Here is an 18,081-nt window from a genome sequence, read left to right as displayed (position 1 = left end):
AAAAATGAAGCATATATTAAAGGGAGATTTCATTGATGGAACCTTCCTTTTTTCTTTTTTGCAAGCCAAAATGTTACAAAAATATGAAAAAAGCTTGACAAAATCAATTATATTAAATATAATTTTCTTATAAGTTACAGAAATGTTACAGCCATAAAAACCTGTAATTAAAAAAACTCAAGGAATGATAAGTATGAAAGTTCAGAAAAAAGAGTCAAAACAGTCCGGCAATCCGGCGCGGAGTCTGATACTGGTTACAGTGTGTACCTGTACGGCGATTGCGTTTGCAGCAGGCGGCAGAATAGCAGATTTTAATGGAAAAAACAAAGTATATGCAGCTTCTGAAAATAGGGGGAAAACTTTTTCCTCTGATGCTGACGAAACAGATGTATTGCCAACAGGAATTGCAGGAGTAGTATCCGGAATGAATGATACAGCTTCTCCCAAAAAATCAGTCACACGTATCGGAACTTCCTGTGAACAGGTAATGGTCGGTCAGAGAATCAAAGTTATTGAAGATAATATGGCAGAATTCGATGTCAGCTCTTCTATGGAGAGCAGCATCAATGAGTTGGATGCAAGGACAGCGGCTCTTGCAGAGAGTGCCCGGATGATGTCGGATGAGGACTATGATACATTGCTTCATATTGTAGAAGCTGAAGCAGGTACTGAGGATGTCAAGGGACGTATTCTGGTTGCCAATGTGATCATGAACCGTATAAAGAATAAGGAATTTCCCGATACAGTCACAGAAGTGGTATGGCAGAATACCAATGGTGTTCCGCAGTTTTCACCGACTTATGACGGACGTATCAATGAAGTAACTGTTACAGATGAGACAAGAGAAGCCGTCAGACAGGCTCTTGAAGGTGTGGATTATTCAGAAGGAGCACTGTTTTTTATTCAGAAATCTGAAGCTGAAAGCCAGAATGTCTCCTGGTTTGAGAAAGATCTGAAAAGGCTGTTTAAATACGGCGTACATGAATTTTATACCTATCCGGATTCAGCAGAAAGTTCCACAGGATCGTAATAAACGATACTCTTCATATAACTCATTTAACAGGATTGCGGTAATACTGCTCAAAATATGGACATATTCTTCGGGAACAAAAGAATATGTCCATATTTTTGATTTATAGTAATCGATCATAGATACTGTTCACTGGAAATATCCCGCGAGGTGTTTTTTGTGAGCGAAGGTCACAGAAAAACCAAGACATACTGCGCGAATTTATGCGATTAGCATAAATTCTGTGCATCGCGAAGCGTGTTGCTGTGAACAGAGTGAACAGTAATCAATCATAAAAAGATAGAAAAAGAGAAATAATTTAGGATAGTATTTTGCTAAAGTATATGCTATAATGTGCTCAATTGGCGAAATGAATAACTGTAACTGTTCAGCGGTTTATTATTACTGCCAATATACTGAACAGTTACGAATAACTTTGGAAAGGCAGGAAATATCATGCAGGTATTATACAAAAGCACAAGAGGAAAAGAAGAAACCGTAACAGCTTCTATGGCTATTTTAAAGGGGCTTTCTGAGGATGGCGGCTTATTTGTGCCGACAGAGATTCCGAAGCTGGATGTCCCAATGGATGAGCTGGCAAAGATGAGCTATCAGGAGACAGCATATGAAGTAATGAAATGTTTCCTTACTGATTTTACAGAAGAAGAATTAAAGAACTGCATCAACAATGCCTATGATGAAAAATTTGATACAAAAGAGATTGCACCGCTTCATGAAGCAGACGGAGCTTATTTCCTTGAGCTGTATCATGGTGCGACCATTGCGTTTAAGGATATGGCATTATCAATTCTTCCACATCTTATGACTACAGCTGCTAAGAAGAATCAGGTAAAAAATGAGATTGTTATTCTTACCGCTACTTCCGGAGATACAGGTAAAGCGGCAATGGCCGGATTTGCAGATGTTCCGGGAACCAAGATCATCGTTTTCTATCCGAAACATGGTGTAAGTCCTATCCAGGAGAAACAGATGGTAACTCAGAAAGGCAACAATACATATGTTGTGGGAATTACCGGAAACTTTGACGATGCACAGACTGCCGTAAAGAAAATGTTCAATGATAAGGAACTGGAAGCAGAACTTGATGCTGCAGGATATCAGTTCTCATCTGCGAACTCTATCAATATCGGACGTCTGGTACCGCAGATCGTTTATTATGTATATGCATATGCATCACTTGTACGTCAGGGCAAGATCAAAGACGGTCAGGAGATCAATGTGGTAGTACCTACCGGAAACTTTGGAAATATCCTGGCTGCTTATTATGCAAAACAGATGGGACTTCCGGTTCACAAACTTATCTGTGCCTCCAATGATAACAAGGTTCTGTATGATTTCTTCCGTACAGGAACTTATGACAGAAAGCGTGACTTTATCCTTACAACCTCACCGTCCATGGATATTCTGATCTCCAGCAATCTGGAACGTCTGATCTACCGTATCGCAGGCGGTGATGCAAAAAAATGTGCAGAGCTGATGCAGTCTCTTACTGCAGGCGGCGAGTATACCATCACAGAAGACATGAAGGCACAGCTTGCAGACTTCTATGGCAATTACTGTACAGAAGACGAAACAGCAAAAACAATCGCAGAAATCTTCAAAGACAGTCATTATGTGATAGATACCCATACTGCAGTTGCAGCAGGTGTTTATGACAAATATGTAAAAGATACCAATGATACCACACCAACTGTCATTGCATCCACAGCAAGCCCATATAAATTTACAAGAAGTGTAATGGAAGCACTTGGAGCAGATACAGACGGTAAGGATGATTTTGCATTGGCTGATGAACTGAGTGCGCTTTCCGGAGTGAAACTTCCACAGGCAGTTGAGACGATCCGCACAGCACCGGTGCTTCATAACCGGGTGGTAGATGCGCCGGATATGCCAAAGGCAGTAAAAGATATCCTTGGAATCCGATAATCGTTACTGTTCACTCCGTTCACAGTAACGTAGCCAAAATTCATTCCAGATTGCCTGCGGCAATGGAATTTTGGCTTGTATGTCTCGGGATTTTGGCATATTCATGCCAAAACACCTCGCGGGATAGTGGTGTGTGAACATTAACCGATAATCTCCATATTATAAAAAATATAATTAATTCTACATTTTATGTTGAAAAAGAACATATACTGGAGTATAATAAAAATCAGTTAAAAACAGTGAATATCCTGAAATGTACGAGGCCCCTTCTTTTTTTGAACCTACATCGACTTTAACGGGAACCCAACATCGCAGGCCGGATGTCAGGCCGTCATTATGCAGCGGAAGACAGAAGGTCTGTTGAGGATACCCACCTAGCTATGGCTAGGCGTCAATGGGAAGGGAACGGCATTTCGGGAACTGTAAAAATGAGCCGTAGAGAGGCTCTTTTTTATTATCTTTTGGATTTAATATTATTTTATGATACGGGAGGTTGGAAACAATGGGTGTTTCTGAAAGAAAGTTCGGTGTATTACAGACTGGGGAAACAGTAAAAATTTTTCATCTGGAAAACAAATCCGGGGCATATGCGGAAGTGACAGATTTTGGAGCAATCCTGGTTAAGGTCTGCGTACCTGATAAAGATGGTACTTTAACAGACGTAGTACTTGGATATGATGATCTGGCATCTTATGAAGTAAATGGATGCTTTTTCGGTTCAACCATCGGCAGAAACGGAAACCGCATCGGCGGTGCGAAATTCTCTGTCAATGGCAAAGAAGTAGTTCTTGCTCAGAATGAGAATGACAATAATCTTCACAGCGGTCCTGACGGATTTGAAAAAAAGCTCTGGAAAGTGGCTGAGATTTCCGATGATAAAAACAGTGTTATATTTAACCGTATAAGTCCGGATGGCGAGAATGGTTTCCCGGGAGAATTTGATGTGTCTGTAAAATATGAGTTTACGGAAGACAACGAACTGAGGATCCATTATCAGGGAATCTGCGATGAGCCGACAGTTGCCAATATGACAAATCATTCTTATTTCAATCTGAATGGTGAGGGAAGCGGAACCGCCATGGATCAGTATCTTACAATCCATGCAAAATATTATACACCTGTAGCCGACAGTCATTCCATTCCTACAGGAGTGTATGAGGAAGTTGCAGGGACTCCCATGGATTTCAGAACTGCCAAACAGATCGGGCAGGATATTGAAGCAGAATTTGAGCAGCTGAAATTCACAGGCGGATATGACCACAATTATGTGACAGACAATTATGCAAAAGGAAACAGAAGACTAATCGCAACCGCATACAGTGATAAAACCGGAATTGCCATGGATGTCACTTCCGACTGTCCATGTGTACAGTTTTACGCAGCAAATTTTGTCGAAAATGAACATGGTAAAAATGGTCATACTTACAATAAGCGGGATGCTTTCTGTCTGGAAACGCAGGTTGAACCGAATGCGGTCAATGTTGAAGATTTCCACTCCCCGATTCTTAATGCAGGTGAACAGTATGATTCTGTGACTGCTTATCATTTCTACATCAGAAAGTAAAAATCTGACCATAAAACTAATTACATATTGATCCGGTTTTTTTCATATCTACAGCGTTCCAGCATGAAAAGAACCGGATTTTATTATCCATAATTCATGTTTGTCATAACGGCAGTTTCATGGTATGATAGTAAACAGAGATATTCGAAACAGTTATCTTTATAATTACAGCAATCACCATAAATGCATTATCTAAAATGACTGCTGTAAAATAACAGAATGGAGACATATATGAAAAAGAAAAATAAAACCCGGTCTGTTACAGGGCTTTTATTCGGGTTTATGGAACGTGTATCCGGAGATCACGTAGGAGCTTATGCGACACAGGCAGCGTATTTTCTGATCATGTCTTTTATTCCCTGTATTCTGTTTCTGACTACACTGGTACGGTATACACCTCTGACCTATAATGTAGTCAGGGATGCGATTGTTGCTTTTATTCCGGAGAATCTGCAGAGTTTTGTTCTGGGAATCGTGGTAGATGTATACAAAAGAAGTACTGCAATTGTCCCTTTGTCAGCAATTGTGGCACTGTGGTCTGCCGGAAAAGGAATGCAGTCTATCATCAATGGATTAAATACCATTTATCACGTAAAAGAAACCCGTAACTGGCTGTTAACCAGAATTTATGCAGTATTCTATACTTTATCACTGGTGATTGCGGTAATCGTGTCTCTGCTTATGCTTGTACTCGGAAACGAAATACAGAAAGCTGTATCAAGATATATTCCTTTTCTTGGAAGAGTTCTGGGAAAAATACTGGGGGCAAGAGCACTGTTGGTATTTGGTGTGTTGTTTCTGGTTTTTCTTATGTTGTATAAGGTTCTTCCGAACAGAAAAGCCACATTCAAAAGCCAGATTCCCGGAGCCTTGATCATAGCAGTTGCATGGTCGATATTTTCATACGGATTCTCTTTTTATTTTGAGATTTTTCCGGGGTTCAGTAATATGTACGGAAACCTTGCGACGATCATCATGGTCATGGTGTGGTTGTATATCTGTATGAATCTTCTGTTATACGGTGCAGAGATCAATGCTTATTTTGAAAAAGAATTCCGGATTGCACATAAATCGGTACAGGAACTGCTGGCACATGAAAAAGAAAAAAAACAGCAGGAAAATGAATGAAATTTGGCTGTTACTGTTCACTGGTAATATCCCGCGAGGTGTTTTTTGTGAGCGAAGGTCACAGAAAACCCGAGACATACTGCGCGAATTTATGCGATTAGCATAAATTCTGTGCATCGCGAAGCGTGTTGCTGGGAACGGAGTGAACAGTAACTTTTGGCTACGTTGTGAACATGACAGTCAGGGGGCTTTTTATTGTAAAGCCTTTCTGAGTGTGCTATAATAAACCACAATTTTGGAGAAACAAAAAGGAATCAGTTCTATGATCGTTGTATATTTGATATTTTTGGCTGTCATTCAGGCTGTGACGGAATTTCTTCCTGTCAGCAGCCTGGGACATTTATGCATATTGGAACAATATATGGGAATCGGTCACGAAACCGGATTGCTGTCAGAAACGATGCTCCATCTTGGAAGTGCGGCAGCAATTATATTTTTGTTCCGCAAAGATTTAAAAAAAATCGGACTGGGACTTCTGGGGATGTTTATGGATATGATCGGTAATCTGAATCTATATATCCATAACAAGAAGACAGGGGAAAGTTTGGGCTATGCCAGAATAGTCACCGGAACATATCGGAAAACAGGTGCACTTCTTGTGATTTCCATGATCCCAACAGCACTTCTGGGACTTACAGGAAAACGGCTGGCTCTTCTGGCCGCGGACTCTCAGATTGTTCCGGGAATCGGATTTTTACTTACAGGCGTATTTCTTCTGGTAACAGATCTGAATAAATCCGGTGGAAAAAAGGGACCGAGAGAGGCTTCTTATGACAGCGCCATGTGGATTGGAATTTGTCAGGGGCTTGCTGTCTTTCCGGGGATTTCCAGAATGGGATTTACGTTATGTGCTGCACTGTTATGCGGATATAACCGCAAATTTGCGGTTCGTTTTTCTGTTTTTATGAGTCTGCCTGCTATCATAGGTGCTTTTTTTACGGAAATCGGAAATTTTGGTGCTTCTGAAATGACGGCAGGACTTGGGTTTACCTATGTATTTGCAATGATCATCGCCGGTTTTGCGGGATGTCTTGTTATCCGAAATACAATAGCCATGACTCAGAATGTAAAATTACGCTATTTTGCATATTATTCATTTATAGTCGGTATTATTACACTGGCATTAAATTTTGCCCTGTAAAGGGAAGATATTTACGAGAAGATCAAGGAGGGGAGCCTTAGAATGGCAGCATCAAAGAGTAAGAATACCGGGCATTCGGGAAGAAATACAAAAAAGAAGACAGCAATGGAACAGGAAGTCGGCAGATTTCAGACAGAAATCATATTATTTGTGATTTTGGCCGCATGTGTGATCCTGATGGCAAGCAATTTTGGAGCAGGTGGTTTTGTGGGAGATGCGATCAGTAATTTCTGTTTCGGACTGATGGGATTGATGGCATATCTGTTTCCAATCGTATTTTTCCTTGAATCAGCATTTATTCTGATCAATAAAACAAACCGGCTGGCATATAAGAAACTTGCAGCGGCGTTTGTGATGTTTCTGTTTCTGTGTGGGGCAGCGCAGCTTCTCACAGACGGATATATGCAGAGTACAACTTTGCTGGATTATTATGCTTTAAGCGCAGATTATAAAACAGGCGGTGGTCTGATCGGAGGAGCGATCTGTATTTCTGTCACATCTGCTTTTGGAACTATCGGCGGATATGTGATCATTATACTGGCATTTGTTGTATGTATGATCATTATCACACAGCGCTCTCTGCTTGATTTTGTAACGCGGCTGGTTATAAAGGTGTGTGATTTTGTAAAAGACAGACATATGCGCTATATGCAGGGGCAGCCTGAACGTGAGCGATATAGAGAAGAACGTGCCAGAGAACGTCAGCTTATAAGAGAACAGCGGTGTGAAGAAAGAGTCCGCAGACTGGAGGAAGAAATTGGCGATGATGAATTTTCAGATGATGACTTTCTCATGGATCCTTCGGAAGCAAAAAAAATGAAAAAAGGCGGCTTTCTGGAAGGAACCAAGCTGGCAGGCTATTCTGAACAGAAGCCAAAGAAAAAGGGGAAACTTCTGAAAAAAGCAGCAGATACAGATAAAGCAGCAGCAGAAACAGCCGAAGCTGCGGAGAATACCGAGAACACAGGGATTAAATCCTCTGATGATGCGGATAATAAACCATACATCGATGCTCCGATGAATTTTGAGATTCACAGAGCGGATACATCCCCGGATACATACGAGGCAGATAATGAATCACAACAGCAGGAAGACCTTCCATTTGAAGATGCTGTCACTGACCGGAAGAAATCTGTGGTTTCAGAACCGGAGGAAGATCTGCCCCCTTTTCAGGATGAGAAGGCAGTGCGGCCGCCTTCGAAAAACCCCAAATCTTCTGAAAAGGAGATACAGAGCGGAATTGTAAACATTCAGCATGAGATCACCCGACAGGAAGCAGCCGTAAAAAAAGAATATAAATTTCCAGCCTTAAATCTGCTGAAGAAAGGAAGCAGCAAAGCTCAGGGGGATTCTGATGCCTATCTGCGTAAGACTGCAAAAAAACTCCAGGAAGTACTTCACAATTTCGGCGTGAACGTGACTGTCACTAATGTGAGCTGCGGACCAACAGTTACCCGTTATGAACTTCAGCCCGAGATGGGAGTGAAGGTCAGCAAAATTGTAGGTCTTGCAGATGACATCAAACTGAATCTTGCCACTCCTGATATCCGTATTGAAGCACCGATCCCCGGCAAAGCAGCAGTGGGCATTGAGGTTCCCAATAAAGAGAACAGTACGGTTATGCTCAGAGATCTGCTCCAGTCAGAAGAATTTCAGAAGGCAAAATCCAAACTTTCTTTTGCAGTAGGAAAGGATATTGCAGGTAAGACTGTAGTTGCGGATATTGCCAAAATGCCACATCTTCTCATCGCAGGTGCAACCGGTTCAGGCAAATCAGTATGTATCAATACACTTATTATCAGTATCCTGTACAAGGCAAATCCGGATGAAGTAAAGCTTATCATGATCGATCCTAAAGTAGTAGAGCTCAGTGTGTATAATGGAATTCCACATTTGTTTATTCCGGTTGTGACAGATCCGAAGAAAGCAGCAGGCGCATTAAACTGGGCAGTACAGGAGATGACAAACCGTTACAATACATTTGCGGAGTACGGTGTCCGTAATCTGGATGAATATAATAGAAAAGCAGAGCAGATCAAGGCGGCAGGAGCTGAAGAAGAACCTGTAAAAATGCCGCAGATCGTGATCATCGTGGATGAGCTTGCAGACCTTATGATGGTTGCGCCCGGAGAGGTGGAGGATGCTATCTGTCGCCTGGCCCAGCTTGCACGTGCGGCAGGTATCCATCTGATCATTGCCACACAGAGACCGTCTGTAAATGTTATCACCGGTCTGATCAAGGCGAATATGCCTTCCAGAATTGCTTTCTCTGTATCTTCCGGTGTGGATTCCAGGACAATTCTGGATATGAACGGAGCCGAGAAGCTTCTTGGAAAAGGTGATATGCTCTTTTATCCTCAGGGATATCAGAAGCCTGCAAGACTTCAGGGTGCATTTGTATCTGATGATGAGGTAAGTGCTGTGGTTGAATTTCTTGCAGATAAAAATCCGGGTGTCCAGTATAACCAACAGATCGAGCAGCAGGTAAATTCTCCTGTAACAACAGGTATGTCCGGAGATGAAAGGGACATCCATTTTGAAGAAGCAGGTAAGTTTATCATAGAGAAAGAGAAAGCTTCTATTGGCATGCTGCAGAGAATGTTTAAGATTGGTTTCAACAGAGCGGCAAGAATCATGGATCAGCTCTGCGACGCAGGTGTAGTGGGACCGGAAGAGGGAACAAAACCGAGAAAAGTTCTTATGTCTATGGAGGAGTTTCAGAATTATCTGGAAAATCAGTAAGTGAGGACTGTCTATGAAATGTCCTAAATGTCATAAAGAGGTGGAAAAAGGCTCTCTGTACTGCCCCTACTGCCTTGCGGAGATACCCTGGGTAAGAGAATTCAGCACAGTGGAAACTCTGATGAAAAAGGAGCAGCAGAACCGCCCATCCGAAAAAAAACAGAAAACAGAAATTATAAAATATTTCAAACATCCAAAAAGAAGAAAGCTGAAATTCAGCAGAAAACAGCTTCTATGTCTGCTTCTGTGTGCGGCGACACTGCTGGGGTTCTTTTGTTATCGACAGTTAAATACTTTTTCTGCCTTATATTCCAGAGCAAAAAAACAATATGCACAGCAAAACTATGAAGAAGCACAGCGGATTGCAGAAAATGCTCTGGATAAAAATCCCAAAAATGAAGCCGCCAATCTTCTTCTGGCCAAAAGTATGGAGAAATCAGGCGATAAACGATCTGCACTTCTTGTTTTGCGCCCGTTTATCCAGAACAAAACTGCGGGAACAGGAATATATAAAGAGTATGTGAAGCTTCTTACACAGGAGGGAAAGACCAACGAAGTCAGACTGATCCTGAAATCTGCTGACAGAGAGGTGCAGAATGCCTGCGCAGAATATATCTGCGAAACACCTGTATCAAATCCTGCCCCCGGAACCTATACTACAACGCAGACTCTGAAACTGGAAGGTAACTGCCAAAAGATTTATTACACATTAGATGGAAGCACACCTACCAGAAAGAGTAAAGTATATACAGAACCTATTATTCTGAGGGAAGGCACAAGTGAATTAAAAGCCTTTGGTGTAAATGATAAAAACATCGAAAGTGATGTGATCAGCAGAAAGTATGTGATTGTTTTAAATGCACCGAAAGCCCCTAAGGTAACACCTAAATCAGGGGATTACAATAAAAAAACAGAGATTAAGATCACTGTTCCGGATGGATGTAAGGCATATTATGCATTTGATTCTGAACCGGATCTTAACAGTACTGTTTATGAACAGCCAATCTCCATGCCTGTGGGTTACCATAGGCTGAATGTTATTCTTGTTGCAGCAAATGGCAAGACCAGTAAAATGACTGCTATGGAATATTATCTGCAGTACTAAAAATACTGTGATTTTATCGCTGATTTTATTAAAATAGAAGGAAGAAGATCATGGAAATCCGTATTGTTACAGTTGGAAAGATCAAAGAAAAATATCTATGTGACGGAATCGCAGAATATGCCAAACGGCTGAGCAGATACTGCAAGCTGACTTTCTGTCAGGTAGCAGATGAAAAAACACCGGATAAAGCGTCAGAAGCACTGAACACACAGATTAAAAATACAGAAGGCGAACGTCTGATGAAACATATACGCGAACAGGATTATGTTATCGCACTGGCAATTGACGGAAAAACGCCGGATTCTGTAGAACTCTCTCAAAAAATTGAGAAACTGGGAGTTTCCGGTATCAGTTCCATTGCATTTGTGATCGGAGGTTCCTTAGGACTGAGTGAGAGTGTTCTGAAACGTGCAGATTATAAACTCAGCTTTTCCAGAATGACTTTTCCGCATCAGCTGATGCAGATGATCCTTTTGGAACAGATATACAGAAGCTACCGCATTATGAATCACGAACCCTACCATAAATGAACGAATGTACCAACAAGTCCAAAAGAAAGAAGAAAACTATGAACACAGAAAAATTTGAAGAATTCATTTCACAGTACCCGATTTTTGAATACCGCATACTGGACACAAAAGATATTACAATTCAGGAACGCGTACGCACGATCTGCCAAGAAGAATGCGAACGTTATGATTCTACTTGGGCCTGTCCCCCCGCAGTAGGAACCCTGCAGGAATGTGAAAAAAAAATAAAAAGTTATCCTCAGGCTGTTTTCTTTTCCAGTGTAGCGGAAGTTTCGGATATCATGAACATGGAAGAAATGCTTTCTACAAGACGGGCACACGAGGACCTGACTACAGAGGTGGGAAAATATCTGAATAAAGAAGGGTATGAAACTTATATCCTGTCTACAGAATCCTGTGATATCTGTGAAAAATGTGCCTATAAAGAGGGAAAGCCATGCAGATATCCTGATCGGATGCATCCATGTCTGGAAAGTCATGGTGTAGTAGTAAATGAGATTGTAGAGCGTGAATCTATGGAATATAATCTGGGTGGAAATACAATTCTGTGGTTTTCTATGGTTTTGTTTCGATGATTGCTGCTGAAACGTGTTTTAAAGAAAGTTCTTCCGGCATAGACTGATAGTAAAAGCCGGGGGAGCTTTTTTTATGAAAAAAGCAGGACAATGGAAAAACCGGATGGTGCTGGCATTAGAACTTCCGCCTGATCTGGCATATAATGAAACGATCGTCACACTGACAGGTCAGACGGAAGCTGTTATCGAAAATTATAAATCTGTTTTTAAATATACACCTTCTGAAATTGTGATACAGTCTTTTTGCGGAAAAGTGACCATATCCGGGAAAAATCTTGAAATCCGCTGGTACAATTCCAGTGCAATGAAAGTGACGGGAAGTATTTATGATATAAAAGCGGGTGACAGCGAATGTTGAAATTTTTGAAATTAATATATGGTTATGTGATCATCCTTGTAAGAGGAGAAAATCTGGAACGCTTTCTGAATCTCTGCAAAAGCAGAAAAGTTTATATGGAAAAGATCCGGTACAGAGAGGACGGCCAGCTTATGGCACAAATGCAGGCCGCTGATTTCTTTCGCCTGAGACCTCTCCGGAATAAAACAGGTGTACATATTCAGATCATACAGAGACGGGGAATGCCCTTCTTTTTTTTAAGGAATAAAAAAAGAAAGGCTTTTTTTACAGGCATGATTCTGGGAGGTATCCTGATATTTTTTTTGACAGGGAGAATCTGGAATATCCACATTGAAGGAAATGTCAGAAACAGTACCGGAGAAATCCTCGATTTTCTGGATAAGCAGGATATAAACCATGGGATGTCCAAAAAAAAGATCAACTGTTCAGAAGTTGCAGCAACTGTACGGAAAAATTTTCCGGAGATTACCTGGGTATCTGCCAGAATAGAAGGAACCCGTCTGATTCTTAATATCCAGGAAGGAATTATCCCCCAAAAAACCAACAGTAATACCTCACCCTGTAATCTGCTCGCAGACAAGGACGGAGTGATCACAGATATGATCGTCCGAAGGGGCATACCGGTAAAAAAGCCCGGGGATTCCTGCAAAAAAGGGGAACTTCTGGTATCCGGGGAACTTCATATCATGAATGACAGTCAGGAAGTCCTGCGAAAGGAATACGTTCATGCAGATGCGGATATTTTTATTTCCAGACAAATTTCCTATTATCAGGAATTTCCATTAAAATACCGTACAGAAATCCCTGCCGGCAAAAAGAAAAAAGAAATGTACTTCCGGTTTGGGCACTGGTATCTGGGATTGTATCCGACATTACATACAGGTCAGAAACGTATCACAGAGGAAATTCCTCTGCGTATCACAGAAAATTTTATACTTCCTGTATGGATCGGATGGACCGAAACTACTGATTATACAGTAAAAGAAGAAACCTATACCAGGAAAGGAGCCGAGAAGGAAGCTGTGCGAAGATTTCATCAATATGAAAAGAAGCTGCTTCAAAATGGCATTAAGATCAGTGAAAATCATATTACTACCAGGCTGACAGAATCTCTGTGCATTACCGGAGGAACCCTGCTTATCATCGAACAGACAGGCGAAAAAAGCCGGATAACATAAAATTCCATAAAAATTTGTATTTAAAAAGTTGCAGGGAGGTGTTACAATGGATGCATCTGGTTTTAACCGGACTTTGATTATCGTCCATAAACGAGGCAATAATCCATTATTAACTTATCAACAGGAAAGGACATCACAGGATGGCTGGCAATATTATTGAATTACACACAGAAGTCCCCGCAGAACTGGAAGCAAATGTATTTGGCCAGTTTGATGAGCATCTTAAGCTAATTGAAAGAACACTGAATGTGACAGTGATCTCCAGAGACGGAATCCTTAAGATACTTGGCAATGAACAGAATGCGGCTTCTGCGAAGAAACTGATAGAAGAACTGACAGTACTTGCAAAAAGAGGCAACACGATCACGAAACAGAATGTCAATTATGCTCTTTCTCTGGCAATGGAGCAGAGAAATGAAGTTCTCACAGAAATAGACAAAGATTTTATCTGTAACACCATACAGGGCAGACCTATCAAGCCCAAAACACTGGGGCAGAAAGATTATGTAGAACAGATACGCAAAAAAATGATCGTGTTCGGTGTAGGTCCTGCCGGTACCGGCAAAACCTATCTGGCGATGGCAATGGCTGTCACAGCCTTCCGAAATGAGGAGGTCAGCAGGATCATCCTGACACGTCCTGCTATTGAGGCCGGTGAGAAGCTGGGATTTCTTCCGGGAGATCTGCAGAGCAAGGTAGATCCTTATCTGAGACCACTCTATGATGCACTGTACCAGATCATGGGAGCGGACAGCTTTGCGAAAAATATGGAGCGCGGCCTGATCGAGGTTGCACCGCTTGCATATATGCGCGGACGTACACTGGATAATGCATTTATCATTCTCGATGAAGCACAGAATACTACTCCGGCACAGATGAAGATGTTCCTGACACGTATCGGATTTGGTTCAAAGGTTATCATCACCGGAGATGCCTCACAGAAAGATCTTCCAAGAGATACCACATCCGGACTTGACGTGGCAATGAAAGTACTGAAAAAAATAGATGACATTGGCTTCTGCCAGCTTACCAGCAAGGATGTTGTCCGTCATCCTCTGGTACAGCAGATCGTACAGGCTTATGATGCCTACGAGAAGAAACAAAAACCTGAAAGACCGGCAAGACGCAGAAACGGGGTAAATGAACGATGAACATGCAGATTGATTATGAGACAGAGCGTGAACTGGGGATCGACTATGAGACACTGGCAGTAAAGGTAGCTGACAAGGTTCTTGAAATGGAAAAATGTCCCTATGATGCACAGGTGAATCTTGTACTTACAGATAACGAAGAGATTGAGAGAGTTAATACTGAGTTTCGCGATATCGCAAGACCTACGGATGTTTTATCCTTCCCTATGATTCCTTTTGAGACACCGGCAGGATATGATATTGTGGAGGAAGATGAATCTTACTTTGATCTGGATACAGACGAACTTCTTCTTGGAGATATCATGATCTCAGTTGACAAGGTATTTGCGCAGGCAGAGGAATACGGACACAGTGTGACAAGAGAATTCTGTTTTCTGGTTGCACACAGTATGCTGCATCTGCTGGGATATGACCATATGACTCCCGGGGAAGCGGCAGTCATGGAGGCAAAACAGGCGAAAGCCCTGGGGGAGCTTGGGATTACACGCTGATCTTCAAATTCTGTTATTGCAGGCAATTTCTGATGGATTTTGTCTCGTAACTGTAAAGACACTGAACAGTTACAAAAATATATTTATATGGAGTAACAAAAAGATGAATTACCGGGAACGACTTAAAGATAAAAAACGTATTGTAATTAAGATCGGTTCTTCTTCCCTGACTCATTCGGAGACAGGAAGACTGAACCTTCGCAAACTGGAAGTGCTGGCAAGAGAGCTCAGTGACCTTCGCAATCAGGGAAAAGATGTCATACTGGTTTCTTCAGGAGCTATAGCAACAGGTGTGGCAGCTCTTGGAATGCATGAGAAACCCACAGAACTGAAAGGAAAACAGGCATGTGCAGCAGTAGGACAGGCCAGACTGATGATGATTTATCAGAAACTTTTTTCTGAATATAATCAGCTTTCCGCTCAGATCCTTATGACCAAAAATACTATGGTTAATAATGTTAACCGAAAGAATGCTCAGAATACTTTCGATGAACTGCTCAGCCTGGGAGTGATTCCCATTGTAAACGAGAATGACTCCATTTCCACCTATGAGCTTCAGAATCTGGAGAAATTCGGAGATAATGATACATTGTCTGCAATGGTTGCTGCACTTGTACGGGCAGATCTGCTGATCCTGTTATCAGATATTGATGGTCTTTTTACAGATGATCCCAATACTAATCCTGATGCAAAATTCATTGATGTGGTAGAAAATCTGGATGATAATCTGCTTAACATGGGAAAAGGTACTTCCGGAAGTAAGGTAGGAACCGGCGGAATGGCTACTAAGCTGACAGCAGCACAGATCGCTTCTGCAGCAGGCGTAGATATGGTAATCGCAAACGGAGCCGATTTCCATATTATCCATAAGATCACAGAGGGCCGCAAGTACGGTACGCTGTTTGTAAGCCAGTCCAAAAAAGAAGTTTATCTGATCGATATTATTGACAGACTGTTATAATACCGGAAATTTACCGGTGCCAAATGACATTCACAGAGTAAATGGCAGTGTTTACAGACAGACTGCCGCAGACAAAAAACAGGAGGAAGAACTATGGAAGTTGAGAAAATCGACCGCATTAATGCACTTGCACATAAAGCCAAAAGTGTGGGGCTTACTGAAGAAGAGAAAAAAGAAAGAGAACTGCTGCGCAAGGAATATATTGCATCTGTCCGCATGAACCTTCGCGCTCAGCTGGACAATGTGGATGTTCAGCAGGAAGACGGAACAATCATTAATCTGGGTGAAAAATATGGAATCAAAAAAAGACATTAGAAAGAAGATTTTCGCAGAAAGAAAGCTGCACACAGATGAACAGATAGAGGCAATGAGCCGCACGATCACTGACAAAGTGACCGCACTTCCTGCATTTAAGAATGCGGACCGCATTCTGGTATATGCAGATTACAACCATGAAGTTGTCACAGAGTATCTTATAAAAGAAGCATGGAAGGCCGGCAAGGAGGTTGCAGTTCCCAAGGTTGTGGGAAAGGATATGGTATTTTATAAGCTGACAGACTTTGCCCGGCTGGAACCCGGATATTTTGGGATTCCTGAGCCTGTATCGGGGGAAATCGTCAACTGGTCAAAGGCTCTTATGATCATGCCGGGAGTGGCTTTTGACAGAGCAAATCACAGAGTCGGATACGGCGGTGGCTTCTATGACCGTTATCTTGAGAAACATCCGCAGCTTGAAAGAGTTGCCATTGCATTTTCTTTTCAGATGTTGCCGGAGGTTCCCACAGAACCTACTGATATCTGTCCGCAGATCATAGTAACAGAAGAGGAGATATGCTATCTTACTGACTGAAAGGGGACCTGAACATGAATGAAATGCTGAACCGCCTTGGCATGAATGCGAAGGCAGCTGAAACAGAAATGAGAAATCTTTCTACAAACAAAAAGAATGAAGTACTTCTTGCAGTAGCAGACAAACTGGTAAAGGATGCACAGACTCTGATCAATGCCAACAGGCTGGATGTGGAAACCGGAAAAAGGAATCATATGCCTGATGGGCTGATCGACAGGCTTCTTCTCACAGAGAGCAGGATTGAAGGAATGGCAGAGGGCCTGCGCCAGGTATCAGCCCTGGATGATCCTGTCGGGGAAGTAACCGGGATGAAAAAACGCCCAAACGGACTGCTGATCGGGCAGAAGAGAGTACCTCTTGGCGTGATTGGAATTATCTATGAAGCAAGACCGAATGTAACTGCGGATGCATTTGCACTCTGCTTTAAGACCGGTAATGTAGTAATCCTAAAGGGTGGAAGTGATGCGATCCATTCCAACGAGGCCATTGTAAACTGTATCAGGGAAACTTTGAATGAACAGGGCGTGACAGAGGATGCGATTCAGCTGATTTCTGATACATCCAGAGAGACAGCAGCAGAATTCATGAAGATGAACCAGTATGTGGATGTACTCATCCCGCGAGGCGGCAGAGGCCTGATCAAAGCCGTAGTGGAGCAGAGCACCATCCCTGTGATTGAGACCGGTACTGGAAACTGCCATATTTATGTGGATGAAACCGCAGACCTTGAGATGGCAGCAGACATTATCATGAATGCCAAGACTCAGAGAGTAGGCGTCTGCAATGCCTGCGAATCTGTTCTTGTACATAAAGATGTAAAGGATGCCCTGCTTCCAGTCCTTGCAAAGCGTCTGCAGGAGAAACATGTGGAGATCCGCGCAGATGAAGCGGCTTATGCGTTGATCCCGGGAGCTGTACACGCAACAGAAGAAGACTGGGGCAAAGAATATCTGGATTATATTCTTTCTATTAAAGTGGTTTCTTCTGTAGAAGAGGCGATTGCTCACATCAATAAATATAATACAAAACATTCAGAGGCAATTATTACCAATAATTATGAACATGCACAGAAGTTTCTGGATGAAGTGGATGCTGCGGCAGTTTATGTCAATGCCTCCACACGTTTTACAGATGGATTTGAATTCGGTTTCGGGGCAGAGATCGGTATCAGCACACAGAAGCTTCATGCGAGGGGACCTATGGGACTTCTGGCTCTGACCACAACGAAATATATCATCTATGGAAACGGACAGGTACGCCCATAGACAGCACATTGATTTTTTCTGAGGGATGTGCTATACTTCAATTCAGATTTGGGATTACTGACTGCTTCGTGGGGAATAAGAAATCG

At 42.1% G+C, this 18,081-nt stretch carries 18 protein-coding genes and 1 other RNA gene; all 19 read left to right on the top strand.

All coding sequences use genetic code 11. The annotated features are described in order from the left end of the window. Positions 1–4 precede the first annotated feature (4 nt). The 19 genes from NQ550_RS10815 to NQ550_RS10725 all read left to right on the top strand — a co-directional run bounded on the left by NQ550_RS10815 (position 5) and on the right by NQ550_RS10725 (position 17,995). Positions 5–133: a hypothetical protein gene (locus NQ550_RS10815; protein ID WP_259840116.1), complete on the top strand. Its 129-nt coding sequence runs from the start codon at positions 5–7 to the stop codon at positions 131–133. A 60-nt stretch (positions 134–193) separates the two neighbouring features. Beyond that, positions 194–1,030, top strand: a complete 837-nt coding sequence (locus NQ550_RS10810; protein WP_029677001.1) for a cell wall hydrolase — start codon at positions 194–196, stop codon at positions 1,028–1,030. A 435-nt stretch (positions 1,031–1,465) separates the two neighbouring features. Further along, the gene (thrC, locus tag NQ550_RS10805) at positions 1,466–2,956 is read left to right on the top strand and encodes a threonine synthase (protein WP_022381416.1); all 1,491 of its coding nucleotides are present in this window, start codon (positions 1,466–1,468) and stop codon (positions 2,954–2,956) included. A gap of 242 nt (positions 2,957–3,198) precedes the next feature. Beyond that, positions 3,199–3,380: non-coding RNA, 6S RNA (gene ssrS / locus NQ550_RS10800), on the top strand. A 78-nt stretch (positions 3,381–3,458) separates the two neighbouring features. Beyond that, entirely contained in the window at positions 3,459–4,520 is a 1,062-nt protein-coding gene (locus NQ550_RS10795; RefSeq protein ID WP_025579028.1) for an aldose epimerase family protein, read from the top strand. Positions 4,521–4,751: 231 nt separating this feature from the next. Then, positions 4,752–5,648, top strand: coding sequence for a YihY/virulence factor BrkB family protein (locus NQ550_RS10790; protein WP_025579029.1), 897 nt, complete (start codon positions 4,752–4,754; stop codon positions 5,646–5,648). A 235-nt stretch (positions 5,649–5,883) separates the two neighbouring features. Continuing rightward, positions 5,884–6,789, top strand: coding sequence for an undecaprenyl-diphosphate phosphatase (locus NQ550_RS10785; protein WP_081026415.1), 906 nt, complete (start codon positions 5,884–5,886; stop codon positions 6,787–6,789). 42 nt (positions 6,790–6,831) lie between these two features. Then, on the top strand, positions 6,832–9,531 hold the full coding sequence (locus NQ550_RS10780) for an FtsK/SpoIIIE family DNA translocase (RefSeq protein ID WP_025579032.1): 2,700 nt from the start codon (positions 6,832–6,834) through the stop codon (positions 9,529–9,531). 13 nt (positions 9,532–9,544) lie between these two features. After that, on the top strand, positions 9,545–10,636 hold the full coding sequence (locus tag NQ550_RS10775) for a chitobiase/beta-hexosaminidase C-terminal domain-containing protein (protein WP_025579034.1): 1,092 nt from the start codon (positions 9,545–9,547) through the stop codon (positions 10,634–10,636). Between the two features lie 50 nt (positions 10,637–10,686). Next, positions 10,687–11,166 (top strand): 23S rRNA (pseudouridine(1915)-N(3))-methyltransferase RlmH, encoded by a 480-nt coding sequence (gene rlmH / locus NQ550_RS10770; RefSeq protein ID WP_022381411.1) that lies wholly within the window; start codon positions 10,687–10,689, stop codon positions 11,164–11,166. A gap of 38 nt (positions 11,167–11,204) precedes the next feature. Then, positions 11,205–11,741: a DUF2284 domain-containing protein gene (locus tag NQ550_RS10765; protein ID WP_022381410.1), complete on the top strand. Its 537-nt coding sequence runs from the start codon at positions 11,205–11,207 to the stop codon at positions 11,739–11,741. A gap of 73 nt (positions 11,742–11,814) precedes the next feature. Beyond that, positions 11,815–12,099: a YabP/YqfC family sporulation protein gene (locus NQ550_RS10760; RefSeq protein ID WP_020993926.1), complete on the top strand. Its 285-nt coding sequence runs from the start codon at positions 11,815–11,817 to the stop codon at positions 12,097–12,099. Further along, complete coding sequence (locus NQ550_RS10755; RefSeq protein ID WP_025579036.1) at positions 12,093–13,277, top strand: sporulation protein YqfD; 1,185 nt, start codon at positions 12,093–12,095, stop codon at positions 13,275–13,277. The genes NQ550_RS10760 and NQ550_RS10755 overlap by 7 nt, the downstream gene beginning before the upstream one ends. 140 nt (positions 13,278–13,417) lie before the next feature. Beyond that, positions 13,418–14,428, top strand: coding sequence for a PhoH family protein (locus NQ550_RS10750; RefSeq protein ID WP_008703224.1), 1,011 nt, complete (start codon positions 13,418–13,420; stop codon positions 14,426–14,428). Beyond that, entirely contained in the window at positions 14,425–14,919 is a 495-nt protein-coding gene (gene ybeY / locus NQ550_RS10745; protein ID WP_025579037.1) for an rRNA maturation RNase YbeY, read from the top strand. The genes NQ550_RS10750 and ybeY overlap by 4 nt, the downstream gene beginning before the upstream one ends. 103 nt (positions 14,920–15,022) lie before the next feature. After that, a complete protein-coding gene (gene proB, locus NQ550_RS10740; RefSeq protein ID WP_022381406.1) occupies positions 15,023–15,880 on the top strand; it encodes a glutamate 5-kinase in 858 nt (285 codons plus the stop codon). Positions 15,881–15,973: 93 nt separating this feature from the next. Further along, complete coding sequence (locus NQ550_RS10735) at positions 15,974–16,195, top strand: DUF896 domain-containing protein (RefSeq protein WP_008703220.1); 222 nt, start codon at positions 15,974–15,976, stop codon at positions 16,193–16,195. Next, a complete protein-coding gene (locus NQ550_RS10730) occupies positions 16,173–16,730 on the top strand; it encodes a 5-formyltetrahydrofolate cyclo-ligase (RefSeq protein ID WP_008703219.1) in 558 nt (185 codons plus the stop codon). Before NQ550_RS10735 ends, NQ550_RS10730 begins: the two co-directional genes overlap by 23 nt. A 14-nt stretch (positions 16,731–16,744) precedes the next feature. Then, positions 16,745–17,995 carry a glutamate-5-semialdehyde dehydrogenase gene (locus tag NQ550_RS10725; RefSeq protein ID WP_022381405.1) on the top strand — a complete coding sequence of 417 codons (1,251 nt, stop codon included), beginning with the start codon at positions 16,745–16,747 and terminating at the stop codon, positions 17,993–17,995. The last annotated feature ends 86 nt before the right edge of the window (positions 17,996–18,081 follow it).

The sequence above is a fragment of the Blautia wexlerae DSM 19850 genome (assembly GCF_025148125.1).
GTDB lineage: Bacteria > Bacillota > Clostridia > Lachnospirales > Lachnospiraceae > Blautia_A > Blautia_A wexlerae.
The sequence above is the reverse complement of the archived record's forward strand: the minus strand, read 5'-3'. Positions and strand labels throughout refer to the sequence as shown.